Origin of the sequence: Acinetobacter sp. PW68, from assembly GCF_020982655.1 — a bacterium.
GTDB classification, from domain to species: Bacteria; Pseudomonadota; Gammaproteobacteria; order Pseudomonadales; family Moraxellaceae; genus Acinetobacter; species Acinetobacter towneri_A.
The window spans coordinates 1,530,818-1,555,410 of record NZ_JAHZSX010000001.1; the positions used below are offsets into that span (position 1 = coordinate 1,530,818).

Genomic DNA, 24,593 nt, shown 5'->3' on the forward strand with positions numbered 1-24,593 from the left:
TCTGTATTAACGATGAGTATGGATAGACATCACAATCCCCATACTCGCCAACATGGAAATAACAGCCGTTCCACCATAACTCATCAGCGGCAATGGGTCACCCGTTACAGGTAAAATACCACTCACCATCCCTGAGTTTAGAAATACAAAGAAAAAGAAAGTCAGACCAACCGTGCCTGCATACAAACGTCCAAAATTATGGAAACAATTCATCCCAATCATCAAACAACGTAAAATAATGGCAGCAAACAAACTGAACAGTAAAAATACGCCAATAAAACCAAATTCTTCGGCATAGGTCGACATAATAAAGTCAGTATGATGTTCAGGCAGATAACCCAAATGTGATTGCGTTCCTTCTAAATAACCTTTACCTGTAAAGCCGCCTGAACCAATGGCAATTTTAGATTGAATAATATTCCAGCCTGCCCCCAAGGCATCCGACTCTGGGTCAAATAAGGTGAGTACCCTTTTCTTTTGGTACTCCTGCAAAAAGAACATCCAAAGCAATGGTGCTGCGAGCGCCAATGCAGTGATTGCTCCTAAGATTAATCGCCATGACATGCCACTTAAAAATAGCGCAAAGACACCAGGAATAATCAAACCAATGTTTAAATCGGGTTGCAATGCCACCAAGACAAAAGGAATCATCATAATCACTAAAGCGACAATGATATGGATCAATTTAGGCGGGAAAGCACGACGCGAAAAATACCACGCCATCATCAATGGCATGGCAAATTTCATAAATTCACTGGGTTGCATACTGCCAATACCCGGCAAGCTGATCCAGCGTTTTGCCCCCATACGGGTTTCACCAATGACCAAAACCAAAGCCAGCATGATGACTGCAAAGATATAAAAATATGGACTGGCAGCTTGATATACCTTAGGCGGAATTTGCGCCAAAATAATCATGGCGATAAAACCAATGCCAAAACTGGTTGCTTGACGCAGCACCATCCCCATATCTTGCGCGGTGGCACTATATACCACCATTAAACCCAGAATCGCATTTAAAATCAGAAAACACAGCAACCATGGATCTAAATGTAATTTAGTCCAGCGTGAGGAATCATTTTTAATGCTTCTACCATCACGTAATGAGTGACGTAAAAAACGATACTGCTGCGATGGATTCATGCGACTCAAAGGTATTTAAAATAGACAGGATGGACAATTATAGAAGCAAAGCGGCACAGAGTGAATCATTAAAGCTTAATCGTTGAAGATTCAAGTTTAACGCGGTGTTAATTACACTAGATTTTTATCATCCATGTTGTTGTGAGGCTAAAATTAAACGTGCCAGCTCTAAATCATCGGGATAGGTGATTTTAATATTATCCGAACGACCGTGCACAACATTTACAATTTGCCCTGCTGCTTCTAAAGCACTGGCCTCATCGGTAATCGTCAATTGCTGTTTTAATGCAGATTCAATGGCTGTTTTAAGCACATCAAGTTTAGCAATTTGCGGAGTTTGCGCTTGCCAAAGTTGGTCACGGCTTACCGTGGTTTCAATTTTTGTGCCTTGGCTTACCTTTTTTAAAGTATCACGCACAGGAATAGCCAAAATGGCACTTTGATCTGTTGCCAGTGCAGTCTGATACAACTGTTCAAGGCATGCAACTGTCACACAAGGACGCGCTGCATCGTGCACCAAAACCCAGTCATCTGCATGAGCGATTTCAGATAAATAATGCAGTGCATTCAAGACTGAATCCACTCGCTCTGCACCACCTGCGCAAAAATGTGCTTTTGCTTTTTGCGCCAAGTTTAGGCTTTCTGCTACATCATCTGCTTGACCAATCGCTAAAACATAACCCGCCAAAGGTAAATGATTTAAACGTGCGATGCTGTGCTCTAAAACTGTTTGATCTTGAATATACTGATATTGTTTGAGGTCAGTTCTAGAAAAACGACGACCAGAACCTGCTGCGGGAATAACCGCCCAAAGTTTAGGGTGTCGCGGCGGTTGTTGATGCTGCAGGTTGTTGTGATTCATTGTTGCGTAAATCTACTGAGGAATTTGGTTGAATATAAATTGGTTTATATTGTGTACTGATGGTGCTCATTTGCACAAAGGTTTCATGTGGCTTAATTAAGCCTAAATCTAAACGGGCATGCTCTTCAATCGCTTCTACCCCATTTTTTAAATCATAAACTTCTGCTGCAAGTACGCGATTGCGCTCTTTCAGCTCTGTATTTAATTCTATTTGTTGTTGGATTTTTTCTGTCAGTGCAGCATGGTCACGATAACCACCCTCACCAAACCAGTGTAAATATTGAAACCCTGCGATCAAAAAGATCGCAAGGCCCAACAATGCTTTACTCGCCTTGGAGTCAAATACATTTAATAGAGACATCTACTGATTTCGCTTAGTTCAAACCTTTGAACTCAGCTTTACCGCGATATGCAGCATTAGTCAATTCTTCAATACGAAGTAATTGGTTATATTTTGCTACACGGTCAGAACGGCAAAGTGAACCAGTCTTGATTTGACCTGCTGCTGTACCTACTGCAAGATCTGCAATTGTAGAGTCTTCAGTTTCACCTGAACGGTGTGAAATAACAGTTGTGTAACCATTTGCTTTAGCAAGATAAATAGCATCAAGCGTTTCAGTCAAAGTACCAATTTGGTTGTACTTGATCAGGATTGAGTTACCTACTTTTTCATTGATACCACGTTGTAAGATTTTCGGGTTAGTCACGAACAAATCATCACCGACCAATTGAATCTTATCACCTAAAATCGAAGTCAGGTAAGACCAACCTTCCCAATCAGATTCATCTAAACCATCTTCAATTGAGATAATTGGATATTGATTCACAAGACCTGCTAAATAGTCAGAGAATTGGTTGCTTGTGAATGCCTTGTTCCCTTCACCTGCAAGAACGTACTGACCATTTTTGTAGAATTCTGAAGATGCGCAGTCAAGCGCCAACATGATGTCAGAACCAGCTTTGTATCCAGTCTTCTCAATAGCTTCAAGAATAACTGTGATGGCTTCTTCGTTAGAACGTAAGTTTGGCGCAAAACCACCTTCATCACCCACTGCTGTATTCAAACCTTTTTGGTTCAATACAGATTTTAATGAGTGGAAAATTTCTGCACCAGCACGTAATGCTTCAGAGAATGAAGTGAAGCCTACTGGCTCAATCATAAATTCTTGAATATCAACGTTGTTGTCCGCATGTGAACCTCCATTTAAGATGTTCATCATTGGTACAGGCATAGTTAAAATGCTGTTGTTACGAAGGTCAGCGATGTATTGGAAAAGAGGAATTTTCTTTTCGTCAGCAGCAGCGCGCGCAGCAGCCAAAGACACGGCTAAAGTTGCGTTTGCACCTAATTTTTCTTTGTTTTCAGTACCATCAAGTGCAATCATAGTGTTGTCGATGTCTTTTTGTTCAAACACCGACTTACCAAGTAAAGCATCACGAATCAAAGTATTTACGTTGTTTACCGCAGTTTTAACGCCTTTACCTAAATAACGTGCTTTATCGCCATCACGAAGTTCTAGAGCTTCACGAGAACCAGTTGAAGCACCTGATGGTGCACATGCACGGCCAACTACGCCAGATGCTAAGATTACGTCTGCTTCGATGGTTGGGTTACCACGAGAGTCCAAAATTTCACGTGCACGAATGTCAACGATTTGGCTCATGAACAATTCCTCAGTTGATTAATAACGTGATGCTTTAGGCATCAATGATTCTATAATTTAATAATGGGTCTAATTTAGTGTGTATCTAGCTTTTGGAAACCTTTTACCAAAGTATCCAACTCTTTAAGCTGTGACAAGAACGGCTCAAGTTGTGATAAACGCAACGCACATGGGCCATCACACTTTGCCTGCTCTGGTTCAGGATGTGCTTCTAAAAATAAACCTGCCAAGCCAGTTGCCATACCAGCACGTGCCAATGTGGTAATTTGTGCACGACGACCACCAGCTGAGTCTGCACGACCACCCGGAGTTTGCAAAGCATGGGTCACATCAAAGAACACAGGTACATTCATTTCTTTCATGATGTCAAAGCCCAGCATATCGACAACCAAGTTGTTGTAACCAAATGCTGAACCACGCTCACAAAGAATCAACTTGTCATTCCCTGCTTCTAAACACTTATGCAGGATATGACGCATTTCGTGCGGTGCAAGAAATTGTGCTTTTTTGATGTTGATAATGGCTTGAGTTTTCGCCATCGCTTCAACCAAATCGGTTTGACGACTTAAAAACGCAGGAAGCTGAATAATGTCTGCCACTTCTGCCACAGGCGCAGCCTGATACGGCTCATGCACATCGGTAATGATTGGCACATTAAAATGCTTTTTAATGTCAGCTAGCCATTCAATGCCTTTTTCTAAACCCGGACCACGAAATGAGTTCAGGCTAGAACGGTTGGCTTTGTCAAAACTGGCTTTGAATACATACGGAATATTTAATCGTGTGCAAATATCCACATAAGTTTCAGCAATTTCAAATGCAAGGTCTTTAGACTCAAGTACATTCATGCCGCCAAACAATACAAATGGCAAATGATTCGCCATTTGTATATCACCCAAACGTACAATTTCTTGTGGTTTTAATTGTGACATTTCAACTTCCTAGTTTATCCCTAAAGCCATCTTATTTGGTTTTTTGATGCTGTTGTTTTGCTGCACCAATAAAGCCAGCAAACAATGGATGTCCATCACGTGGCGAGCTGGTAAATTCTGGGTGGAATTGTACCGCAATAAACCAAGGATGTTGCGGAATTTCAACAGTTTCAACCAAGTGCTGAATAGGTGAATAACCCGAAATTTTAAGACCTGCTTCTTCAAGCACAGGGATATAACGGTTATTCATTTCATAGCGATGGCGATGGCGCTCTACAATTTCTGCAGAACCATACACTTCACGAGTTTTAGTACCTTCAACCAATTCAGATTTTTGTGCACCTAAACGCATAGTGCCACCCAAGTCAGAATCGACAGAACGCTGTTGAACTTCACCTCGCTCATCTAACCACTCAGTAATCAAACCAATAAGTGGCGACTTAGTCGAACGGTTAAACTCTGTTGAACTTGCATCGGTAATACCTGCAACATTGCGCGCATATTCAATCACAGCCAACTGCATACCCAAACAGATTCCCAAGAATGGTACACCGTTTTCACGTGCATATTTGATGGCTTGCATTTTGCCTTCAGTACCGCGTTCACCAAAGCCGCCTGGGACTAAAATTGCATCAGCCTCTTTAAGTACGCTATTAACGTCTTGGCTTTCAAGCTCTTCTGCATTGACATAGTCAATTTCAACTTTGACGCGGTTTTGAATGCCCGCATGTAACAATGCTTCGTTTACAGATTTATAGGCATCCGGTAATTCAACATATTTACCCACCATCGCCACACGAACGCTGTATTCTGGGTTTAATAATGCATCGACTACGTTATCCCAATCAGATAAATCTGCTTCTGGAAAATCAATGAAGCCAAAACGCTCACAGATTAAATCATCTACGTCTTGTTCATAAAATGTACGTGGAATTTGGTAGATAGTTTTTGCATCTTTACATACCACAACCGCACGTGCTTCTACGTTAGTAAATAACGCAATTTTACGGGTTGTGTCTGCATCAACATCGTGCTCAGTACGGCAAATGAGAATATCTGGCTGAATACCGATAGATAATAATTCTTTGACTGAGTGTTGAGTTGGCTTGGTTTTAAGCTCTGCTGCAGATTTGATATATGGCAATAAAGTTAAATGCATGAGCATGGTGCGCTTATGCCCTAATTCCACCATCAATTGGCGTACAGATTCCATGAATGGGAGAGATTCAATGTCACCTACTGTACCGCCAATTTCTACGATTGCGACATCGTAGCCTTCGCCAGCGCGAAGTACACGTTCTTTAATATTGTCGGTAATGTGTGGAATCACCTGAACGGTACCGCCCAAGTAATCACCACGGCGCTCTTTATTTAGAACGTCTTGATACACACGACCAGAGGTAAAATTATTTAACTTGGTCATTTTCGCACGACGCAAGAAACGTTCGTAATAACCCAAATCTAAGTCAGTTTCGGCACCATCCTCTGTGACAAAAACTTCACCATGTTGGAAAGGACTCATTGTCCCTGGATCGACATTAATGTATGGATCCATTTTGACCATGGTTACTTTTAAACCACGGGCTTCTAAAAGTGCAGCAACTGAAGCAGCTGAAATACCTTTACCTAGTGATGAAACTACACCACCAGTTACGAAAATAAAATGGGTCATTGGGTTTCTCGTACAATCGAGCCTAAACAGGCCTGCAATGTTGCGCAATTTTACTTTACTCTGCACCAATAAAGCAAAGTCATTCCGCATCAATTCATAGAACAATAAACAATTGGCTATTTTATCAGCATTTCCTGTAAAAAATTAGAACTTCTTGAGAGGATTTTCATCTGTCATTTTATTGCTATAATACGTCCGTCTATCCGATCTTTAATTTTGTGCAATTATGAATAAGAAACTTTTAATTTGTGGTGCAATTGCAACGGCGTTGTTAGTGACTGCATGTGTAAAAAAAGAACAGCCAAAGCAAGATGAGCAAGAACAAGTAGAGGTTCAAACTGAACAAACTACTGAAACTACTCAATTTGAACCACTAGAACCTGTTGAAAACATTCAAGATGCTGAACCAGAATCGCCTGCACAGGTAGAAGTGGAACGTACTGAAACAGCGAACACCACGACTGAAATCCGTCGTGAAACACCTTCACAACCTGCTGCTGCACCTGCACCTAAAGCGGCAGCTCCTGTTGCAGAAGACAAACCAACTCAAGCACGTCCAAGCAATAACGCAGGTGCTCAATCTGAAGATGATGCTGTTGCCGCTGCAATTGCTGCTGCAACCCCAGCACTTGAGAACTAAGCGCTCTCACTTAAAACTTAGCTTTAGTCAAAGTCAGTTTTAACAAGTCAGTTCTCATCTTGGATTTGAATTAACGTAAAAAAACCCAGTCATTTCGTACTGGGTTTTTATTAACTTGAATGAGTCGTCACCGGGATAATTCGTGAATATACTTTAAATGCAAATACATACTTCTATATGCAATTGTGCGATTCACTTTAACTTGCCTGCTGCAACTGCGAATGTACTTTAAAATAATTCGAAATCAAACGTGAAGCCCAAGATTTAGTAAAACCGACACCTTCATAAAAACCACAATGACTGCCTTTACGGGTCGTCACCACCATAATATTTGGCATTTTTCGGATGATTTCTTTATAAGGGTCAAAGTTTTTGATGTGACACACAGGATCATCTTCTGCATTTAAAACCATAAGTGGAATTTTGACATGCTCAAACACATAAATAGGGTTAATGGCTTTTGTGTAGCTGTCATAGTCTTCAAAACCCGCCATTTCAAAATATGCCTTTTCAAACTCGGCTAGACTGGTCGCACTCAATACTTGTGATAAAGATTTAAGATTTTTCCAAATGTCCTGATGGGGGTGAATAAAAAACTGGAATAATTTTTTGGTCATCACTTTACTGTAAAAAGGATGCACGTATTGAAAGCCTAATTCGGTGTTATATCCTGGGCACAGTGCAAATGCTGCTTTAATTGGGGTTTGCTCACCTTCTTCACCCAAATAGCGCACTAATAATCCTGACCCTGCCGAAGAACCGACTCCATATAATTCAGAATGAGGGAATTGCTGCTGAATAAACGCTATTTGCTCACGCAAATCATGTGTCGAACCGAAGATATTTATTTGTGGTACAGGCATAGGTAAATCACCATGTCCCCGACGTAAACATAAGGCAATGCGCCACTGTGTCTGTTGATGTAAATCACGCACCAACTCACGCATACTCTCCAAAGAACCTGTAATGGTGTGCATTAAAACAATCGTGGGAGTATCTGCAGGCAAGTCGTACCCCACCCAAGCAACTGCGGTGATACCGCCATCTTGCATAGTGAGTTGATCAACCTGATCATACTGCTGACGAATGGTTTTCTTTTTAATTAAATCAAAATACAAAAGATGCACGTGCGTATTTGACAACCACGGCGTTGGTCGGTATTTTTCTTTGAGCTGGGGTAAATAATCCAATACCCGACGGATTTCCCCATGCGGATGATAATATAGTGTCGGTATATCTGCGCCTGTGATCTGATCTAAAACCGCTTGTGTAATTTGCGCTATTTTTTGTAATGTAGACATCATTTTACTCCCAGCAATCCATTTACTTCATATCACGGCGACCTAAAAACGATTTCAATAAAACAACAACATCGCCATACACACGCTTTATTTTATTTTTCAGTTGGCATAAAGGCAGTCATACGTTGTCCCATTTGTACAGCTAATGCTTCTAAACCACTCTTCGGGCGAATCATCACTTCAAAGTCCACAATTTGTCCTTGTGTATTGAATTGAATCATATCAATTCCTTTAAGTTTTTTATCTCCGACATTGGCGGAAAATTCAAGTACAACATTGCAACCATCTTCCGTATAAAACTCACGGTGATAAGAAAAGTTTTCAAAAACCTGAATTACATTGGTTAAAATAAAAAACACCACTTGTTTGCCCGTATACGGTTGATACGCCACAGGTGAGCGAAACACCACATCATCTGCCAGTAATTCACTCAGAATAGACATATCGCGGTTTTGCAGCATTGTATGCCAACGCTGTACGGCTGATTTTGTTGTTTCTAAGATCATGTTAAGTTCCTTTTTTATTTTGATATTTCCTTACTATATAAAGTGCCTGAGCGAGACTAAGGCACTGCTTTAAGTCGAAGCGCAGGAAAGGTAGATTAGAGAAATTTTGTATAAGAATGCTCTCGAGCTCCATTTTTCAAAGGACAGAGACGATTATTAACCCTCTCCCTAACCTTTTCTCATAAGGAAAGGGAGAAGGAGTTGCATTAAATTTTCGCAGCCAATTCAGCACCCTGACGGATTGCACGTTTGGCATCTAACTCACCTGCTTCTTTCGCCCCTCCAATCAAATGTACATTCTTACCTGCTGCCTGTAATTGCTCATACATGGCTGTGTAAGATTCCTGCCCCGCACAAATCACTACATGATCAACCTCTAGCACTGTGCTTTGACCATTGACGGTAATGTGCAAGCCTTGATCATCAATCAGGTCATAACTTGCCCCTGCAATCATTTTAACGTCACGGTTTTTTAAACCTGTTCGATGAATCCAGCCTGTTGTTTTACCCAAGCCTGCACCCACGGACGATGCTTTACGTTGTAACAAATAAATTTCACGTGGTGATTCTTCAACTTTGGCAGCTTTTAAACCACCAACATGCGCATAATTGGTATCAATGCCCCATTCATCGTAGAATTTTTCAGGATTTAGGCTGCCACTTTCACCTTCATGGCTTAAATATTCTGCAGTATCAAACCCAATACCGCCTGCCCCAATAATCGCCACACGTTGTCCAACAGGCTTACGCTCTTTTAAAACTTCAATATAACTCAGCACTTTAGGATGATTAATACCTGCGATATCCAGTTTACGCGGGGTTACACCTGTTGCCACAACCACATCATCAAAGTCAGCATTGAGCAATTGTTCAAAACTAGCCGTATGATTCAGCACCAATTTAATATTCGGCTGCAACTCAATTTGACGCTTAAAATAGCGTAAAGTTTCGTAAAACTCTTCTTTACCAGGAATGGTTTTAGCGATATTAAACTGCCCACCAATTTGATTCGATGCTTCAAAAATCGTCACCTGATGCCCACGTTCTGCAGCATAGGTTGCAAAGCTTAAACCTGCAGGCCCTGCACCAATTACCGCAATATTTTTAGCCTGTGCTGCTTCTTTAAAAATGAGTTCTGTTTCATGACAAGCACGTGGATTAACCAAACATGAAGCAATTTTCATCGAGAAAATATGGTCTAAACAGGCTTGGTTACAACCAATACACGTATTGATTTCATCACTACGACCTTGCTCTGCTTTTTGTACAAAGAATGCATCTGCCAACATTGGACGTGCCATCGACACCATATCGGCATGCCCCGCAGCCAAAACATGCTCTGCCATTTCAGGGGTATTAATACGGTTTGAGGTAATTAAAGGTACTTTGACCAAACCTTTTAATTTTTCTGTCACCCATGTAAAAGCTGCGCGAGGTACTTTGGTTGCAATGGTCGGGATACGCGCTTCATGCCAGCCTATCCCCGTATTGATAATGGTTGCCCCTGCTTTTTCAATCGCTTGTGCCAACTGCACAACTTCTTCAAAGCTTGAACCGCCTTCGACTAAATCGAGCATTGATAAGCGGTAAATAATAATAAAGTTTTCACCGACTTCTGCACGGGTACGTTTAACAATTTCAATTGGGAAGCGAATACGGTTTTCATAACTGCCGCCCCATTCATCATCACGATGGTTAGTACGCGCAGCAATAAATTCATTAATTAAATAACCTTCTGAACCCATAATTTCCACACCATCATAGCCTGCGTATTGCGCTAATTTGGCACAGTTCACAAAGTCGGCAATGGTTTGCTGCACTTCTGCCGAAGTCAGTGCATGTGGTTTACTTGGGTTAATGGGTGCCTGAATTGCTGAAGGCGCGACAATATCAGGCTGATAAGAATAACGCCCCGTATGTAAAATCTGTAAGGCAATTTTGCCACCTGCATCATGCACAGCCTGAGTCACAACTTTATGTTTTTCTGCCTCTTGAAGAGTATCAAGCTTATTACCACCTGCAAATGTTAAGCCTGCATCATTCGGTGAAATTCCACCTGTAACAATCAGACCCACACCACCTTTGGCACGCTCTGCATAAAAAGCCGCCATGCGTTCGTATCCACCTGGTGCTTCTTCTAGTCCAACGTGCATTGAGCCCATTAAGACCCGATTTTTTAAAGTGGTAAAGCCTAAATCTAGAGGTGCAAGTAAATGTGGATAGTCAGACATAGAATCTCCCTGCTGGCAAAAATGCTGGCTGTTTTATGCTTAATGCAACTTGTTGCATACTTTTATATTCTAGATTTGATTTTTATGCAACATGTTGCATAATAAAAGCTGAAAAATAATGTTGCTCTGTTTATGTCGCTCGCTCACGTTTTATTGACCAGTCTGATTGAAAAACCCAGTAATGGTATTGAATTGGCACGCCGTTTTGACCGTTCTATGGGTTTTTTCTGGAATGCGACCCATCAACAAATTTACCGTGAACTAAATAGCATGCTAAAAAAAGGTTGGATTTCAACCTTAGAAGATGAAGATTCTAGCAGTCGCAGCAAAACCTATCAGGTAGAAGCGTTGGGACGGCATGAACTGGCAAGCTGGATGATTGAGCAAAGCCCTCCTGCGCAATTACGCGAAGAACTTATGGTACGTTTACGTGCAGAAGCCCAACTTGGCGGCAACAGTGTCTTGCCAGAACTGGAACGTCATTTGTTGCTCCATAAAGCCAAGTTGCACACCTATCAACAGATTTTTGCCAAAGACTTTAGCCAAGCACCAGCGAATAACCGCACCCTGTATATTCATAAAATGATTTTACAGTTGGGAATAGATCAGGAAATTGGCTGGATTGCATGGCTAGAAAACGTGATTCCTGAACTAAAAAAATTTGATGCCGAAGCTTCATCTTAAAAGTATATTTTTAAATAAAAGCCCCCATCAAAACTAAATCAGGATTACTCACCATATAGATATGATCAAGCTATGCTATAAAGAATCAGGCTATGCTATAAAGAATAACGCATCTTTAATCACAACCATGCAAGGAAATGCTGATGCCTTTTTACCGCATGCTCGATGGCGAAGCCCTATTTGTACGTGAATTTGGTCAAGGTGAGCCTGTGGTTGTACTTTCAGGTTTAGGCATGCACAGTTGGCAATGGTTGCCGTTTCTATATCAACATAAAAAACAGTATCGTTTTATTATTCCAGATTGGCGTGGCTTTGGAGGTTCTAACCTGTGTGCCGTTCCAGAATTGGATGCCATTTCTAGCCATTGGCAAGATTTAAACAGTCTACTTCAACAGCAGAACCTGCAGCAATTTAAACTGATAGGCTATTCCATGGGTGCAACCACTGCTATGCATGGTATGCGGTATGGGCAACTGACTGCCCATTTAAGCAGTTATTTACAAATTGACCAATCCCCTAAAATTGGAGTAGATGAAAACTGGCCTTATGGCCTATTTGGCAATCAACACCAACAATTTAAAAAGTTATTGATTCATCTGTCCGAGTTTTTGCATGATCACGCGCAATATACTGATATTCATCAAATGGATATATTGCAGCGTAAAAATTTAATCGAACTTTGGCTGAAATTAATCGAGCTACAAGCCAGCAATAAAATCAGTCCGTTTTTATTTAAACTCGCCGTTAAACGTCCTGTTTTACAACGCTATATTTTACCTACGCAGCGCCTAGATTATTTTCGCTGGTATATCGACAATTATTTGCACCATCAGGAAGATTATCGTGAAACTTTAACCCAACTCAGTTGCCCGACAGTCTTTTTTACAGGTGCACAATCGACCCTGTATGCGGCAGAAGGACAACGTCAAGTAGTAGCAGCTATGCCAAATGCGAAACAAGTGATATTTCACCAATCTGGGCATACTCCGTTACTGACCGAACCCCTGAAGTTTAGTCAGGAAATTGGGCGGTTTTTAAAATTAAACAGCTAAATTGCTAAAACAAAATGGTGGAAGTCTTCGACACTGCTAGGCAATGTTTTTGAGCCAGACGAAAATATGTTACCTAACGTGCATGGTTTAAATAGGCGCTATCGCGAATCATAGACTCAGTTTCAGTCAATTGCTGTTCAAGCAAAAAGCCTTGAAGGTTTACATATTTAAAAACTTAAAACTCTGAAAAAATTGCTGCAGATTTGTTTTTCACTTTTCGACACTTATACTCAAATCCGACCATCCATCAAGAGGATAATACATGCGTAAATTAGTGGTTTTTTCGGGTGCAGGTATGAGCGCAGAAAGCGGAATCAACACCTTTAGAGATAGTGATGGCTTATGGGAAAAGCATCGTGTAGAAGATGTCGCAAGTCCTGAAGCATGGGCAAGAAATCCTGAATTAGTACAGCGCTTTTATAATGAACGTCGAAAAAACATTCTTAATGCGCAGCCTAACTTAGCGCATTGCTTAATTGCTGAACTTGAAGATGATTTTGATGTACAAGTGATCACCCAAAATATTGATGATTTGCATGAACGTGCAGGCAGTTCAGAAGTTTTGCATTTACACGGCAATATTCGTTTAGCCAAAAGCTCAGGGCCTCATGCACAATACACGACAGAATTTTTTCCAATTGAAGGTGACTCGCTGAACTTGCAACAGGATCTTTGCCCACAAGGCTATCCTTTACGTCCGCATGTGGTCTGGTTTGGCGAAGCAGTTCCTGCCTATGAAGAAGCACTGGATTTGATTCAAGATGCCGATATTTTTATTGTGATTGGTACAAGTTTGGAGGTTTACCCTGTTGCTGGATTAGTACACGAAATTCCTGCAAATTGTCAGGCTTATTATATTGACCCAAAAGCCATGCAAGCCCAACTTCCTGCTCAATTTCAACGGATTTCCAAAACTGCCACTGAGGGCATGCAGCAATTGTTCGATCAATTACATCAAGTTTAAAGTAATTACAGTATCTAAATTTTTCCACTTGTAAGATGTCATCAACATGCTTAGGCTATTTTGACATCTTGCAGGATTGCATCATTTTCATAATAGTTTTAGGTATCTCTTTAAAACTTTGTTACCATCGCTCTTTCTCTGTGTTTGTGATGTTTACTGCATATGACCTCATCTTATCAGCAACAACTTGATGCAAAAGTTGCCCGTATTTTTGCCCAATTTGCCGAATATAACCCGCCTGCCTTGCAAGTATTTGCCTCACCAGAACACAACTACCGTATGCGGGCAGAGTTCCGAATTTGGCATATTGAAGATGATCTGTTTTATGCCATGTTTGAACGCAGTGAAGATAAGCAGAAAAAAGTTATTCGTGTAGATGAGTTTCCGATTGCAGACCGTAGCATTAACTTATTAATGCCAAAGCTGTTAGCCGCCCTGAAAGCCGATCCCGTATTATCGGCTCGTTTATTTGAAGTGCATTTTTTAGCAACATTAAGTGGCGAAATGTTAGTTTCACTGCTTTATCATCGCAAACTTGAGTCTGATTGGGAGTCTGCAGCCCAAGCATTGAGCAAAGCATTAAACATTAAATTGATTGGACGAAGTCGTGGGCAAAAGTTTGTGCTATCCGATGAGTATGTAGTTGAACAATTACAAGTTTTTGATCGCACTTATACCTATAAGCAAATTGAAAGTAGCTTTACCCAGCCAAATGCGCAAGTTTGCCAAAAAATGTTGGAATGGGCGTGTACGGTTGCCGAACATTCTGAGCAAGATTTATTAGAACTTTATTGTGGCAACGGTAACTTTACCCTGCCGCTATCGACCCGTTTTCGTCGCGTACTTGCCACTGAACTGGCTAAATCTTCGGTATATGCAGCGCAATGGAATATTGAACAAAACCAGATTGAGAATATTCAAGTCGCACGTTTATCGGCTGAAGAATTTACTCAAGCCTATAACGGTGAACGTGAATTCCGCCGTTTGCAAGAAGCGAACATTGATCTTTCAAGTTATGATTTTGATACGGTCTTTGTCGATCCGCCACGTGCAGGAATTGACGATGACACCTTAAAACTCCTACAGCGTTTTGAGCGTATTATTTACATTTCGTGTAACCCTGATACCTTGCATGACAATTTAAAAACCTTGTGTCAAAGCCATAAAGTGACGCAATTTGCACTGTTTGATCAATTTCCGTACACCCATCATGTTGAGTCAGGTGTTTTACTGGAAAAGATTTAAACAATTTGTTGCATTATTCTTCAATATTTACAAGTTCTGCTTTTGATCGCTCGTAAATATTATGATGTAAATTAATCAGTTATCGCATTACAAGCCCTTTAACTGTCATAATTTCGTTAAAACAATGCAATATCATCGAAATTTCTGCAACTCGATTGCTGCTTTTATCACTTAGGTCGACTTGATTTATTTTTTATATTGGCTATATTTCGATCTATGTTAGGTTGTGAATGAAGGCTCTATGAGTTTTTGGCAAAAGTTGTTCTCTACAGAACAGCAAAACGAGCATAAAAATCAAATTGCTTGTGTTGAAAATGATTGCTCTTGCAAGACAAATGAACAACTTCTCGAAGCTTTAACCAAAGCCACAGATGAAGATGTCATTATCGGGATTAAGAAGGTTCTCGCTTCGCGAGGTTATAGCCGCAAAGAGTTAAATGAACTCCAGCATCTACCATTCCAGTAATGGAATATGATAAAAAAGGCATTTAGTTGAACTAAGTGCCTTTTTTAATAGCTGCATTTATATTAGAACAATAAATTTTATAAATCGCGACATGTTTGAGCTTGCACAAAAACGCTAATCTTTTCAAACGAAGTCAATCATATCTTCACAATCATGCGCTAATATTTTTAAAACAATCATATCACTGCCATATTTTAATTATTCAAACCGAGAAAATGAGAATGAAAAAAACCAGCCTTAGCTGTCTTGCTCTACTCAGCCTGAGTTTCACAGCGTGTAGCCCAATGCCAAAAGAATGTGCCGATACTTGGGAAAAAATGGAAACTTTGGCTAAAAGCATGGGCATTTCAGACGAACAACTCAAACAGCAAAAAAAGCAATTTGAAAATGAAGTCAAACAAATGAAAAGCGAAGAAGCAGTCAAAATCTGCACGATGCAAGGCACAGCTTTAGGTTTTATCGGACAATAAATTTAGCCAACCCTAAACTGTTCTAATGTTAGGGTTTACAGCCTTGATCATCTATATAAGCTAAAATTGGTCCTAAATTGCGATGGGTAAGAGTATGACGTTGCAATTGCGGAATGTATGCTGTAGAAATTGAACCATCTAAATACAAGGCATTTGGTGTTTTAAGCTCATCTTTAAAAAAGGTGGCAAATTGATGAAAAGTCACAGGTGTGTTACTAATCACAAAGTAAAGGCTTTGATCTTTTAACCCAACTCCGTTTCTAATTTTATAAGAAGTACTTTCTGCCAAAAAACGTGAATTTAACTGGTGATTAATAACCAACATTGGGCCAGACTGTGTCGCATACTGTGCTTTGAACGCTTGATTGGCAAAATGTTGGGTTGTGCCTAAAAACACCTGCTGATGATTCCACGCCAGTACACCATTGGGCTGAATTAAAAAATTACCCCATCCTTGTTGCTGTCGGTTTAGGTTTTTAAGTTGCCTTCCTCGTTCCACATACAAACCCACAGGCGAATAATCTGGATGAAACATGCCTGCATTCATGGCAAATTGCACGTTTTCACAAGGCTGCAGATTTTTTTGTAGTTGAGAAATTTGCAGATAAGGTTTCCCTTGCTGATCTTGCAGATATAAACCTAATTGAGACAATTGTGTCACTTCCACCACATCTACATTGATTTTACTGTTATTGACCGTCCATGCACGAATTTCTGCCTGTGCAGTAGACGTGCAGAATAAATAACTGAGCAATAAGCACTTCCACCGAGAACGAAACATTATCATCTCCCTACCCGTCATGTTACAAATTGTGCATATAACTGAATGGGTTATCGCATATTTGTGTCAGACCCAGTACACTATAAAACCTGATTTCTTTTCTCTACTCATGTTACTTTATTGGTCAAGCGTACGATGCTCAAGCAGAAAACACGATTTCCTTTAGGGGCACATTTAATTGTGAAACACTTCGGCTATAGCCATCATGGCATCTATGCTGGGCGTGGTCGGGTGATTCACTATTCAGGTTTTGCACATCTTTTCAAAAAACACCCGATTGAAATGACCAGTATTGAAAAGTTTAGTCACGGCAAAAATATTATTGTGCAGTCATATCATGCGCCCAAGTATAAAGGACGCAAAGTGGTGCGTCGTATGCGTTCTAGAATGCACGAAAATAATTATCATCTGATTATGAATAACTGTGAACATTTATGCACTTGGGCAATTACAGGTGTAGAAAGCAGTCCGCAAGTATTTAAGATGATGGACCGTTTGACCACCATTGGTTATGTCAGCTCATTGATGAGTTATATGAATAGTATGATGCTGACCCTAACTACCACTTGCTTTGCTTTGGTACTCTATATTAAGAAGAAACTACGTGATAAAGCCAAAATGCAGTTACCGCAAATCCTGATGAAGCAGGAACAACATAAAAACCGCTAATTGCTGCCATTTTAGCGACACTGTATATCTCACAAAATATTTTAAAGAAAAAATCAAAAGCCCAACCTGAATTGATCAAGTTGGGCTTTTAAATTGCAAGCTAAGACCTAAATAAGATTTTACTTACCCGGCTTAAAGCTGTCTTTTAAGTCTAAAATACGGTTAAACACTGGTTTTTCCGCACTGTGATCATACTGATCTGCAACAAAATAACCTTCACGTTCAAATTGGAAACGATCTTCAGGTTGTGCTTTTGCCAATGCAGGTTCAACAATGGCTTGTACCACCGTCAATGATTCAGGGTTTAGATTCGCCAAGAAATCATCGCCCACTTCAGGGTCAGATTCGGTAAATAAGGGATCATATAAGCGAACTTCTGCCGCAACGCCTTTACTTGCAGAGACCCAGTGAATCACGCCTTTTACTTTACGACCTTCTGGGTTTTTGCCCAAAGTTTCAGGGTCAATTGAACATTTGAGCTCAATGACTTCGCCGTTAGCATCTTTAATCACCTCATCACACTTGATTACATAAGCATGACGTAAACGTACTTCTCCTTCAGGTACTAAACGCTTAAAGCCTTTAGGCGGCACTTCTTCAAAGTCTTTACGGTCAATGTAAATTTCAGAAGTCAGCGGAATGATACGTTCACCCATATCTACATTTGGATGACGTGCATGGACCAAATCTAATGCTTCTGGCAAGTTAGTCAAAGTCACTTTAAGTGGATTTAACACCGCCATACCACGTGCTGCAGTATTTTCCAATGATTGACGGATGCAATATTCAAGCATTGCCACATCTACAATACCGTCTGACTTAGACACACCTACACGCTTACAGAAATCACGTAGGCCTTCTGGGGTAAAACCACGACGACGCATACCCACAACGGTTGGCATACGTGGGTCATCCCAACCATTCACAAAACCGCCTTCAACCAATTTACGCAATTTACGCTTAGATGTGATGGTGTAATCAATATTCAAACGGCTAGATTCATACTGACGCGGCACAGCCTCAGATTTCACCTTTTCCACCACCCAGTCATAGAATGGACGATGGTCTTGGAATTCTAAAGTACATAGTGAATGAGTAATGCCTTCAATGGCATCTGATAATGGATGCGCATAATCATACATTGGGTACATTTTCCATTTATCGCCCGTTTGGTGATGCGATGAATGTAGCACGCGATACAAAATCGGGTCACGCATGTGTACGTTTGGCGATGCCATATCAATTTTAGCGCGTAAAACTGCCTGACCTTCGCCTAATTCGCCATTGCGCATTTTTTCAAATAAAGCCAAGTTTTCTGCCACTGGCGTATTGCGATATGGCGAATTTTTGCCCGGCTCTACAAAAGAACCACGATTGAGCTTAATCTCTTCAGGGGTTTGCAAATCGACATAAGCATCGCCTTGTTCGATCAGCTGTACGGCCCATGCATATAATTGATCAAAATAGCTTGAAGCATAGCGCGGTTCTCCATTCCACTCAAAACCCAGCCATTTCACGTCATTGGCAATACCATCGACATATTCTTGTTCTTCTGCATCTGGGTTGGTGTCATCAAAACGTAAATTACACACCCCTTGATATTCTTGTGCGATGCCAAAATTCAAGCAAATTGCTTTCACGTGACCAATATGCAAATAACCATTCGGCTCAGGTGGAAAACGTGTCACCACCTGCTTAATACGGCCTGCCGCAATATCCTCGGTAATGACTTGACGTATAAAGTCCAAGCCCGGCTGTTGTTCTTGCTGCACAGCATCGACAGAGGCATTTGAACTTTGTGTCGGGGTGTTTGGCAGAGATGCAACAACATCATTTGGCTTCATAGCAATACAATCACTTCTAAAATAAAATTGGATAAACTGGGTTACAGAAACTTCAATAGTGAAGCATACATCACCCATTAGAACGCTTTTCCTTGTTTTTAACAAAGAAAATAACGTTTTTACTTGCCTTGTAGTTTACAGTTTGCTTATGCTTCTCTCAACCAAAAAACCCATGGCATTCGTGTCCATGTTTAGGAGATTACACAATGAGTTTTCCTCAAGTCGAATTAAACACCAATAAAGGTCGTATTGTTTTAGAATTGAACGCTGAAAAAGCACCAATTACAGTTGCTAACTTCTTAGAATACGTTCGTGATGGTTTTTATGACGGCGTAATTTTCCACCGTGTTATTGATGGTTTCATGATCCAAGGCGGTGGCATGGATGAAAACTTCAAAGAAAAAGCAACACGTGATGCGATTGAAAACGAAGCAGACAACGGCTTAAGCAACGATGTTGGTACGATTGCAATGGCGCGTACCCAAGCACCTCACTCAGCTTCGGCTCAGTTCTTCATTAACGTAAAAAATAACTCTTTCTTGAACCACACTGGTAAAACTGCACAAGGTTGGGGTTATGCCGTGTTTGGTAAAGTTGTTGAAGGTATGGACGTTGTAGACGCTATTAAAGGCGTGCGTACTGGCAACCGTGGTTATCACGCAGATGTTCCACTAGAAAATGTGGTCATTGAATCTGCAAAAATCATTTCTGAATAAGAATCCCACCCGACCTCCCTTACACACATCATTTTAAAGCAGTGCTATAAAATTCATTCAGGGAGGAGAAATCCCTCTTTTAAAAGAGGGATTTAGGGAGATTCAAGGGAATAATCCGTGACCTATCTGTTTATCGCAGATTTACACTTGTCAACAAATCACCCTCGACTTGTACGGGGGTTTTTAGATTTGCTAGACGCTTATCAAAATAAACACACTCAACTGTATATTTTAGGCGACTGGTTTAACGCATGGATTGGCGATGATTACACAGCACCATGGCTCGATGAAGTTGTTGCACATTTAAAGCAGTTTAGCCAAGCTGCTGGTAATCATATTTACTTTATTGTCGGCAATCGAGATTTTGCTTTAGGTCAGAAATTTCTAGATCAGTTTTCAGGGCAACTCCTACCCGATGTGTACACTCTGCACATTGGCTCGCAACGAGTACGTTTAGAACATGGCGATGCCCTGTGCACCGATGATGTGTCTTATCAGAAATTCCGTAAAATCATTCGAAACCCCATCATTTTAGCTATCTTAAAGAAAACACCATTGGCTTTTCGACAAAAACTTGCAGAAGGTTTCCGAAAAAAAAGCCAACAAGCCAATCAAGTTAAAAGTTATGACGTCATGGACGTGAATGCAAATGCAGTTGCACAAGCCTTGCAAGGCGCCGATGTGTTAATTCATGGGCATACGCATCGTCCAAATATTCACAATGAACACGGTAAGCCAAGAATTGTATTAGGCGATTGGCGCACGGATGCTGCGCAAATTTTAGTGATTGAACCGAATCAAGCTTTAGCAACTTGGCAACTAAGTTGCTGGAAATATTAAGTACAACACCTAGGCATAAAAAATGGCTATGATGCTAAAGGTACTTTGTCAGGCACAGCAAACTAAAACCTCTTTAACTACCAGATGAATAACCACCTTCCTTGTTAATCACTTCGGCATCTGCTTTATATTTCGTCAAAAACTCGCGTAACGAAGTCATCAACACACTGGTATTTACCCAACTGCGACAAATACTATGCCTAAATCCAAATACTTTTGCATCACTTCGTGCTGGGGCGATAAAATTTCCGCTGCTTTGCCTGGCGGGCATCTCGTCTTAAACGCGTAAATAGCATAAGGGTTCATTTCGCTAGCATATCAAGGCATGTTAAGCTTTTAGCGCACACTTGCCCCAAATATAGCCTTTAAATGGAGATGATTTATGGATTTGCTTAACGTTGCACAAACTCGTTATACGACCAAAGCCTATGATGCGAGTCGCACTATTCCTACCGCACAATTTGAGCGTTTATTAGAAATTCTGCGTTTAGCACCATCTTCCATAAATATTCAACCGTGGCATTTTTTTATTGCAGATCACCCTGAAGCCAAACAACGTATTGCTAAAGCTCTAGTAGGAAAGTACGCCTATAACGCACCTAAAGTTTTAGATGCTTCGCATACTATTTTATTTTGCACCAAAACTGACATCAGCGAATTGCATTTAAAAAACCTACTTAATCAGGACGCTGCCAGTGGACGCTTTAAAGATGAAGCCGCCAAGCAAGGTCTAAAAGACAGTCGCACAGGTTATGTCGACTACTACCGCAATGAAAAAGGCGATATTCAGCGCTGGGCTGAAAATCAAACTTTTATTGCGCTTGGGCAAATGCTGTTGGCTGCTGGCATTGAAGGAATTGATGCAACGCCAATGGGCGGTTTTGATGAAGCAATTTTAACCCAAGAACTGCAACTCACTGAGCAAGGTCTAATTCCTTCGGTTTTATTGTGTTTAGGCTATCGTAGCGAACAAGATTTTAATGCCAAACTGCCAAAATCACGCCTTGATAAACGCGAGATTTTCACGCAACTGTAAAACAAACATGCGATAACACTAGGGACAAAATTTGTCCCTATTTTTTTGGTCTAAATTTTGCTTTATCTATATTTGTAATCTTTACTCAATCTCTATCAAAAATAAAAATGAGGTGTATGATGCTCAATTTAATTACTATGCCATTAAAACTAGAATGCCGACGTTGTAAAAAGCTGTATTTATATCAAGCTAAACCAACTTATCCGAACGTGCGCTGCCCGATTTGTGATAGAATCACAATACTGCATGGTCTTGCAGAAACTGCAGATGTATTGCGACATCCTTTGCGCTTTGTATTGAGTTATCTTAAACCGTCATGGCATAAGCGAGGCAAAGCACACTAAGCAATGCCAAGCCAAGCCCAATTATGGTCGTTCTTTTCAGTTTTTCTTTAAAGAACAATACACCGCTGATCACACCAAATAGAACCACTAAAATATTCATCCCTGCAAATACCACTGCAGGACTGTCTTTAAGCAGCATGTGAGCTTTAACATACAAGGCAATATTGGCAAAATTCAGTGCACCCAAAATTAAACCTGCACTAATATTTTGCATACTGCCCATGCTTTTATCGCGGATTAAGATATATACCATCGCTAAAACAAAAGCACATACAAACATCAAATTCAGCGCAACCGCAAATTGCAGTCCTAAACCTGTGGTGTATTTAAGTAAAACATCTATCAGTGCATAACCTAGCCAAACACAGCTCAAATATAAGATGCCTTGTTGCGCTTTAGCAGACTGCCCTGCAGCACGATGCGAATATAAAATAAATAAGACCGCGACAATGCCAAGTGAGATTCCCACAATTTTTAGTTGGCTAAAATTTTCCTGAAAAATAAAATAAGCAGCAGCCAAAGACAAGACCACTGACAAACGCTGTGCAATTTCAGTTTTTAAAATACCTGCGCTGTCTAACGATTTTGCTAACGCTAAAAAGACACTGGGCAACAACACACCTAAACTAAGAATAAGCCACCACGGCGTGTGTTGTAGTGAGATCGTGCCCAAATTGGGTTTAAACCAATAAAAACACAATACACTGGCACTGACATAGTTCCAGGTGATCATCTGCATAGGGTTAAAACCCTGCATCTTGCAGACTTTTAATAAAATAGAGACCAGTACACTACAAAAGGCTGCGGCTACAATCAGTTCCATGATACGCTCGAAGATTGCTTTTCAATCATTATTTTTGTTCTTGATTGGGAGTTGTGGATTCATCAGTAAAAAGCCCACAAGGACTGTGGGCTTTCTAGTTCTTAATCAAAATTAAGAATTATTTGTAACGTTCAACCATTTTCTCTAAAGAAATTGGACGAATTTTGTCTGCATTCCCAGCAGTACCAAATGCTTCATAACGATCGATACAAATTTGTTTCATTGCATCTACAGTTTTTGCGAAGAATTTACGTGGGTCAAATTCGCTTGGCTGTTCTGCCATCATACGGCGCATTGCACCTGTAGAAGCTAAACGTAAATCTGTGTCGATGTTGATTTTACGCACACCATGCTTAATTGCTTCAACCAATTGCTCAACAGGTACACCATAAGTTTCTTTGATGTCGCCGCCGTATTGGTTAATCACAGCCAACCATTCTTGTGGTACTGAGCTAGAGCCGTGCATTACAAGGTGTGTATTTGGCAATGCAGCATGAATTTCTTTAATGCGGTCAATTGCAAGAATATCGCCTGTAGGTGGACGAGTAAACTTGTATGCACCGTGCGAAGTACCCACAGCAATCGCTAAAGCATCAACATTGGTATCTGCAACGAAGCTACGTGCTTCTTCGACTGAAGTTAACAGTTGAGAATGGTCAAGTACGCCTTCTGCGCCCACGCCATCTTCTTCACCTGCCATACCTGTTTCAAGACTACCTAAACAGCCAATCTCACCTTCAACTGACACACCACACGCATGCGCCATTTGCACAGTACGACGAGTCACTTCGACGTTGTATTCATACGAAGTTGGTGTTTTACCGTCTTCTCCTAAAGAACCATCCATCATTACTGATGAAAAGCCAAGTTGAATAGAACGCTGACATACGTCAGGGCTTGTACCATGATCTTGGTGCATAACCACTGGAATATGCGGCCACTCTTCAATTGCAGCCAAAATCAGGTGGCGCAAGAATGGCGCACCTGCATATTTACGCGCACCTGCCGAAGCTTGAACAATTACAGGTGAATTGGTTGCATCTGCGGCTAACATAATTGCGCGCATTTGTTCTAAGTTGTTGACGTTAAACGCTGGAACGCCGTAAGCATGTTCACCGGCATGATCCAAGAGCTGGCGCAATGAAATAAGAGCCATAATTTCCTCCCAAATAATGTTGCCTATTCTACCCTGTGATTTGTTTCAATTCAGCAACAAATCACCCTTTTAAAAAAAAAGTCCCTGCAAAGGCAGGGACTTTTAAACAAATTACTACAATCTGTCGTTTTTCAGCACTTATTGCGCTTCAGAAGCAGCAACTTCTGTGTCTGCTGTCGCAACATCAGCAGGTGCATTTGCAACGTCTTCAGGAATATCAGTGTTGCCTTCATCCATGATTGGTTGGTCAATTGCATCGATTGCAGCTTGTTGTTCTGGTGAAACTTGAGCGTTATCTACAACTGCAGAAGATGCATCAGTTTCAGTCGCAGGTGCGCTTTCTTTTTTGGCACAAGCAGTCAAGGCTAAAGATGCAGCAATTAAAGCAGCAAGTGTTAGTTTTTGAATCATCGCCATTTCCTACAGTTAGGTCATTCGTTATGTTTAGTTTATTGCACATTTATGACATTTTTATGACTAGATTGTGACGCAAATGAAAAAAGGCTGGCCGAAGCCAACCTTTTACATATTCTTGAATTTCTAAATGAAAGT

Annotated in this window: 26 protein-coding genes; 11 read left to right on the plus strand and 15 right to left on the minus strand. The window is 40.7% G+C overall.

What is annotated here, in order from left to right; translation table 11 throughout:
• Positions 1–6: 6 nt before the first annotated feature.
• The 6 genes from rodA to K1T76_RS07440 form a co-directional block, all read right to left on the minus strand.
• Positions 7–1,143, minus strand: coding sequence for a rod shape-determining protein RodA (rodA, locus tag K1T76_RS07415; RefSeq protein ID WP_154320713.1), 1,137 nt, complete (start codon positions 1,141–1,143; stop codon positions 7–9).
• A gap of 127 nt (positions 1,144–1,270) precedes the next feature.
• On the minus strand, positions 1,271–2,005 hold the full coding sequence (gene ispD, locus K1T76_RS07420) for a 2-C-methyl-D-erythritol 4-phosphate cytidylyltransferase (RefSeq protein ID WP_230245040.1): 735 nt from the start codon (positions 2,003–2,005) through the stop codon (positions 1,271–1,273).
• The gene (locus tag K1T76_RS07425) at positions 1,959–2,366 is read right to left on the minus strand and encodes a septum formation initiator family protein (protein ID WP_019837271.1); all 408 of its coding nucleotides are present in this window, start codon (positions 2,364–2,366) and stop codon (positions 1,959–1,961) included. The genes ispD and K1T76_RS07425 overlap by 47 nt, the downstream gene beginning before the upstream one ends.
• A gap of 13 nt (positions 2,367–2,379) precedes the next feature.
• Entirely contained in the window at positions 2,380–3,669 is a 1,290-nt protein-coding gene (gene eno / locus K1T76_RS07430; RefSeq protein WP_019837270.1) for a phosphopyruvate hydratase, read from the minus strand.
• 74 nt (positions 3,670–3,743) lie between these two features.
• Positions 3,744–4,601 (minus strand): 3-deoxy-8-phosphooctulonate synthase, encoded by an 858-nt coding sequence (kdsA, locus tag K1T76_RS07435; RefSeq protein ID WP_230245041.1) that lies wholly within the window; start codon positions 4,599–4,601, stop codon positions 3,744–3,746.
• Between the two features lie 31 nt (positions 4,602–4,632).
• Positions 4,633–6,273 (minus strand): CTP synthase, encoded by a 1,641-nt coding sequence (locus K1T76_RS07440; RefSeq protein ID WP_230245042.1) that lies wholly within the window; start codon positions 6,271–6,273, stop codon positions 4,633–4,635.
• A 226-nt stretch (positions 6,274–6,499) separates the two neighbouring features.
• On the opposite strand from K1T76_RS07440, the gene K1T76_RS07445 reads away from it, so the two are divergent.
• Positions 6,500–6,913, plus strand: a complete 414-nt coding sequence (locus K1T76_RS07445) for an internalin (RefSeq protein ID WP_230245043.1) — start codon at positions 6,500–6,502, stop codon at positions 6,911–6,913.
• A gap of 197 nt (positions 6,914–7,110) precedes the next feature.
• On the opposite strand, the gene K1T76_RS07450 is transcribed toward K1T76_RS07445, so the two are convergent.
• From K1T76_RS07450 to K1T76_RS07460, 3 genes are all read right to left on the minus strand, one after another.
• On the minus strand, positions 7,111–8,217 hold the full coding sequence (locus K1T76_RS07450; RefSeq protein WP_230245044.1) for a YheT family hydrolase: 1,107 nt from the start codon (positions 8,215–8,217) through the stop codon (positions 7,111–7,113).
• An 89-nt stretch (positions 8,218–8,306) separates the two neighbouring features.
• Positions 8,307–8,720 carry a nuclear transport factor 2 family protein gene (locus K1T76_RS07455; RefSeq protein ID WP_230245045.1) on the minus strand — a complete coding sequence of 138 codons (414 nt, stop codon included), beginning with the start codon at positions 8,718–8,720 and terminating at the stop codon, positions 8,307–8,309.
• A gap of 206 nt (positions 8,721–8,926) precedes the next feature.
• On the minus strand, positions 8,927–10,951 hold the full coding sequence (locus K1T76_RS07460; protein WP_230245046.1) for an NADPH-dependent 2,4-dienoyl-CoA reductase: 2,025 nt from the start codon (positions 10,949–10,951) through the stop codon (positions 8,927–8,929).
• Between the two features lie 132 nt (positions 10,952–11,083).
• Here K1T76_RS07460 and K1T76_RS07465 point away from each other — a divergent pair, with 132 nt between their 5' ends.
• From K1T76_RS07465 to K1T76_RS07490, 6 genes are all read left to right on the plus strand, one after another.
• A complete protein-coding gene (locus tag K1T76_RS07465) occupies positions 11,084–11,635 on the plus strand; it encodes a PadR family transcriptional regulator (protein WP_230245047.1) in 552 nt (183 codons plus the stop codon).
• Between the two features lie 143 nt (positions 11,636–11,778).
• Positions 11,779–12,687 (plus strand): alpha/beta fold hydrolase, encoded by a 909-nt coding sequence (locus K1T76_RS07470; protein ID WP_230245048.1) that lies wholly within the window; start codon positions 11,779–11,781, stop codon positions 12,685–12,687.
• Between the two features lie 262 nt (positions 12,688–12,949).
• Complete coding sequence (locus K1T76_RS07475) at positions 12,950–13,651, plus strand: SIR2 family NAD-dependent protein deacylase (RefSeq protein ID WP_230245049.1); 702 nt, start codon at positions 12,950–12,952, stop codon at positions 13,649–13,651.
• 162 nt (positions 13,652–13,813) lie between these two features.
• The gene (trmA, locus tag K1T76_RS07480; RefSeq protein ID WP_230245050.1) at positions 13,814–14,896 is read left to right on the plus strand and encodes a tRNA (uridine(54)-C5)-methyltransferase TrmA; all 1,083 of its coding nucleotides are present in this window, start codon (positions 13,814–13,816) and stop codon (positions 14,894–14,896) included.
• 241 nt (positions 14,897–15,137) lie between these two features.
• Positions 15,138–15,362: a hypothetical protein gene (locus tag K1T76_RS07485; protein ID WP_004973321.1), complete on the plus strand. Its 225-nt coding sequence runs from the start codon at positions 15,138–15,140 to the stop codon at positions 15,360–15,362.
• A 221-nt stretch (positions 15,363–15,583) separates the two neighbouring features.
• Positions 15,584–15,832, plus strand: coding sequence for a hypothetical protein (locus tag K1T76_RS07490; RefSeq protein ID WP_230245051.1), 249 nt, complete (start codon positions 15,584–15,586; stop codon positions 15,830–15,832).
• A gap of 28 nt (positions 15,833–15,860) precedes the next feature.
• Here K1T76_RS07490 and K1T76_RS07495 read toward each other — a convergent pair whose 3' ends face one another.
• A complete protein-coding gene (locus K1T76_RS07495) occupies positions 15,861–16,613 on the minus strand; it encodes a phosphodiester glycosidase family protein (protein WP_230245052.1) in 753 nt (250 codons plus the stop codon).
• 135 nt (positions 16,614–16,748) lie between these two features.
• Here K1T76_RS07495 and K1T76_RS07500 point away from each other — a divergent pair, with 135 nt between their 5' ends.
• On the plus strand, positions 16,749–17,282 hold the full coding sequence (locus K1T76_RS07500; RefSeq protein ID WP_096900868.1) for a lecithin retinol acyltransferase family protein: 534 nt from the start codon (positions 16,749–16,751) through the stop codon (positions 17,280–17,282).
• A gap of 119 nt (positions 17,283–17,401) precedes the next feature.
• Here the strand turns inward: K1T76_RS07500 and K1T76_RS07505 are convergent, their stop codons facing one another.
• Positions 17,402–19,126, minus strand: a complete 1,725-nt coding sequence (locus tag K1T76_RS07505; protein ID WP_230245053.1) for a glutamine--tRNA ligase/YqeY domain fusion protein — start codon at positions 19,124–19,126, stop codon at positions 17,402–17,404.
• A gap of 206 nt (positions 19,127–19,332) precedes the next feature.
• Here K1T76_RS07505 and K1T76_RS07510 point away from each other — a divergent pair, with 206 nt between their 5' ends.
• Together K1T76_RS07510 and K1T76_RS07515 are read left to right on the plus strand one after the other, a co-directional pair.
• Positions 19,333–19,842, plus strand: coding sequence for a peptidylprolyl isomerase (locus tag K1T76_RS07510; RefSeq protein WP_019837255.1), 510 nt, complete (start codon positions 19,333–19,335; stop codon positions 19,840–19,842).
• A gap of 117 nt (positions 19,843–19,959) precedes the next feature.
• A complete protein-coding gene (locus K1T76_RS07515; protein ID WP_230245054.1) occupies positions 19,960–20,682 on the plus strand; it encodes a UDP-2,3-diacylglucosamine diphosphatase in 723 nt (240 codons plus the stop codon).
• A 73-nt stretch (positions 20,683–20,755) separates the two neighbouring features.
• Here the strand turns inward: K1T76_RS07515 and K1T76_RS07520 are convergent, their stop codons facing one another.
• Positions 20,756–20,953, minus strand: a complete 198-nt coding sequence (locus K1T76_RS07520) for a hypothetical protein (RefSeq protein WP_230245055.1) — start codon at positions 20,951–20,953, stop codon at positions 20,756–20,758.
• A 111-nt stretch (positions 20,954–21,064) separates the two neighbouring features.
• Here K1T76_RS07520 and nfsB point away from each other — a divergent pair, with 111 nt between their 5' ends.
• On the plus strand, positions 21,065–21,718 hold the full coding sequence (gene nfsB, locus K1T76_RS07525; RefSeq protein WP_230245056.1) for an oxygen-insensitive NAD(P)H nitroreductase: 654 nt from the start codon (positions 21,065–21,067) through the stop codon (positions 21,716–21,718).
• 306 nt (positions 21,719–22,024) lie between these two features.
• Here nfsB and K1T76_RS07530 read toward each other — a convergent pair whose 3' ends face one another.
• From K1T76_RS07530 to K1T76_RS07540, 3 genes are all read right to left on the minus strand, one after another.
• The gene (locus tag K1T76_RS07530; protein ID WP_230245057.1) at positions 22,025–22,885 is read right to left on the minus strand and encodes a DMT family transporter; all 861 of its coding nucleotides are present in this window, start codon (positions 22,883–22,885) and stop codon (positions 22,025–22,027) included.
• A gap of 118 nt (positions 22,886–23,003) precedes the next feature.
• Positions 23,004–24,041, minus strand: a complete 1,038-nt coding sequence (gene fba, locus K1T76_RS07535) for a class II fructose-bisphosphate aldolase (RefSeq protein WP_004973298.1) — start codon at positions 24,039–24,041, stop codon at positions 23,004–23,006.
• Between the two features lie 138 nt (positions 24,042–24,179).
• Positions 24,180–24,452, minus strand: coding sequence for a hypothetical protein (locus K1T76_RS07540; RefSeq protein ID WP_180158982.1), 273 nt, complete (start codon positions 24,450–24,452; stop codon positions 24,180–24,182).
• Between the last annotated feature and the right edge of the window lie 141 nt (positions 24,453–24,593).

Bases quoted from the DNA above. Each gene is read 5' to 3' on its own strand.
- rodA (WP_154320713.1), bottom strand. From the start codon at position 1,143: ATGAATCCATCGCAGCAGTATCGTTTTTTACGTCACTCATTACGTGAT.
- ispD (WP_230245040.1), bottom strand. From the start codon at position 2,005: ATGAATCACAACAACCTGCAGCATCAACAACCGCCGCGACACCCTAAA.
- K1T76_RS07425 (WP_019837271.1), bottom strand. From the start codon at position 2,366: ATGTCTCTATTAAATGTATTTGACTCCAAGGCGAGTAAAGCATTGTTG.
- eno (WP_019837270.1), bottom strand. From the start codon at position 3,669: ATGAGCCAAATCGTTGACATTCGTGCACGTGAAATTTTGGACTCTCGT.
- kdsA (WP_230245041.1), bottom strand. From the start codon at position 4,601: ATGTCACAATTAAAACCACAAGAAATTGTACGTTTGGGTGATATACAA.
- K1T76_RS07440 (WP_230245042.1), bottom strand. From the start codon at position 6,273: ATGACCCATTTTATTTTCGTAACTGGTGGTGTAGTTTCATCACTAGGT.
- K1T76_RS07445 (WP_230245043.1), top strand. From the start codon at position 6,500: ATGAATAAGAAACTTTTAATTTGTGGTGCAATTGCAACGGCGTTGTTA.
- K1T76_RS07450 (WP_230245044.1), bottom strand. From the start codon at position 8,217: ATGATGTCTACATTACAAAAAATAGCGCAAATTACACAAGCGGTTTTA.
- K1T76_RS07455 (WP_230245045.1), bottom strand. From the start codon at position 8,720: ATGATCTTAGAAACAACAAAATCAGCCGTACAGCGTTGGCATACAATG.
- K1T76_RS07460 (WP_230245046.1), bottom strand. From the start codon at position 10,951: ATGTCTGACTATCCACATTTACTTGCACCTCTAGATTTAGGCTTTACC.
- K1T76_RS07465 (WP_230245047.1), top strand. From the start codon at position 11,084: ATGTCGCTCGCTCACGTTTTATTGACCAGTCTGATTGAAAAACCCAGT.
- K1T76_RS07470 (WP_230245048.1), top strand. From the start codon at position 11,779: ATGCCTTTTTACCGCATGCTCGATGGCGAAGCCCTATTTGTACGTGAA.
- K1T76_RS07475 (WP_230245049.1), top strand. From the start codon at position 12,950: ATGCGTAAATTAGTGGTTTTTTCGGGTGCAGGTATGAGCGCAGAAAGC.
- trmA (WP_230245050.1), top strand. From the start codon at position 13,814: ATGACCTCATCTTATCAGCAACAACTTGATGCAAAAGTTGCCCGTATT.
- K1T76_RS07485 (WP_004973321.1), top strand. From the start codon at position 15,138: ATGAGTTTTTGGCAAAAGTTGTTCTCTACAGAACAGCAAAACGAGCAT.
- K1T76_RS07490 (WP_230245051.1), top strand. From the start codon at position 15,584: ATGAAAAAAACCAGCCTTAGCTGTCTTGCTCTACTCAGCCTGAGTTTC.
- K1T76_RS07495 (WP_230245052.1), bottom strand. From the start codon at position 16,613: ATGTTTCGTTCTCGGTGGAAGTGCTTATTGCTCAGTTATTTATTCTGC.
- K1T76_RS07500 (WP_096900868.1), top strand. From the start codon at position 16,749: ATGCTCAAGCAGAAAACACGATTTCCTTTAGGGGCACATTTAATTGTG.
- K1T76_RS07505 (WP_230245053.1), bottom strand. From the start codon at position 19,126: ATGAAGCCAAATGATGTTGTTGCATCTCTGCCAAACACCCCGACACAA.
- K1T76_RS07510 (WP_019837255.1), top strand. From the start codon at position 19,333: ATGAGTTTTCCTCAAGTCGAATTAAACACCAATAAAGGTCGTATTGTT.
- K1T76_RS07520 (WP_230245055.1), bottom strand. From the start codon at position 20,953: ATGCCCGCCAGGCAAAGCAGCGGAAATTTTATCGCCCCAGCACGAAGT.
- nfsB (WP_230245056.1), top strand. From the start codon at position 21,065: ATGGATTTGCTTAACGTTGCACAAACTCGTTATACGACCAAAGCCTAT.
- K1T76_RS07530 (WP_230245057.1), bottom strand. From the start codon at position 22,885: ATGGAACTGATTGTAGCCGCAGCCTTTTGTAGTGTACTGGTCTCTATT.
- fba (WP_004973298.1), bottom strand. From the start codon at position 24,041: ATGGCTCTTATTTCATTGCGCCAGCTCTTGGATCATGCCGGTGAACAT.
- K1T76_RS07540 (WP_180158982.1), bottom strand. From the start codon at position 24,452: ATGATTCAAAAACTAACACTTGCTGCTTTAATTGCTGCATCTTTAGCC.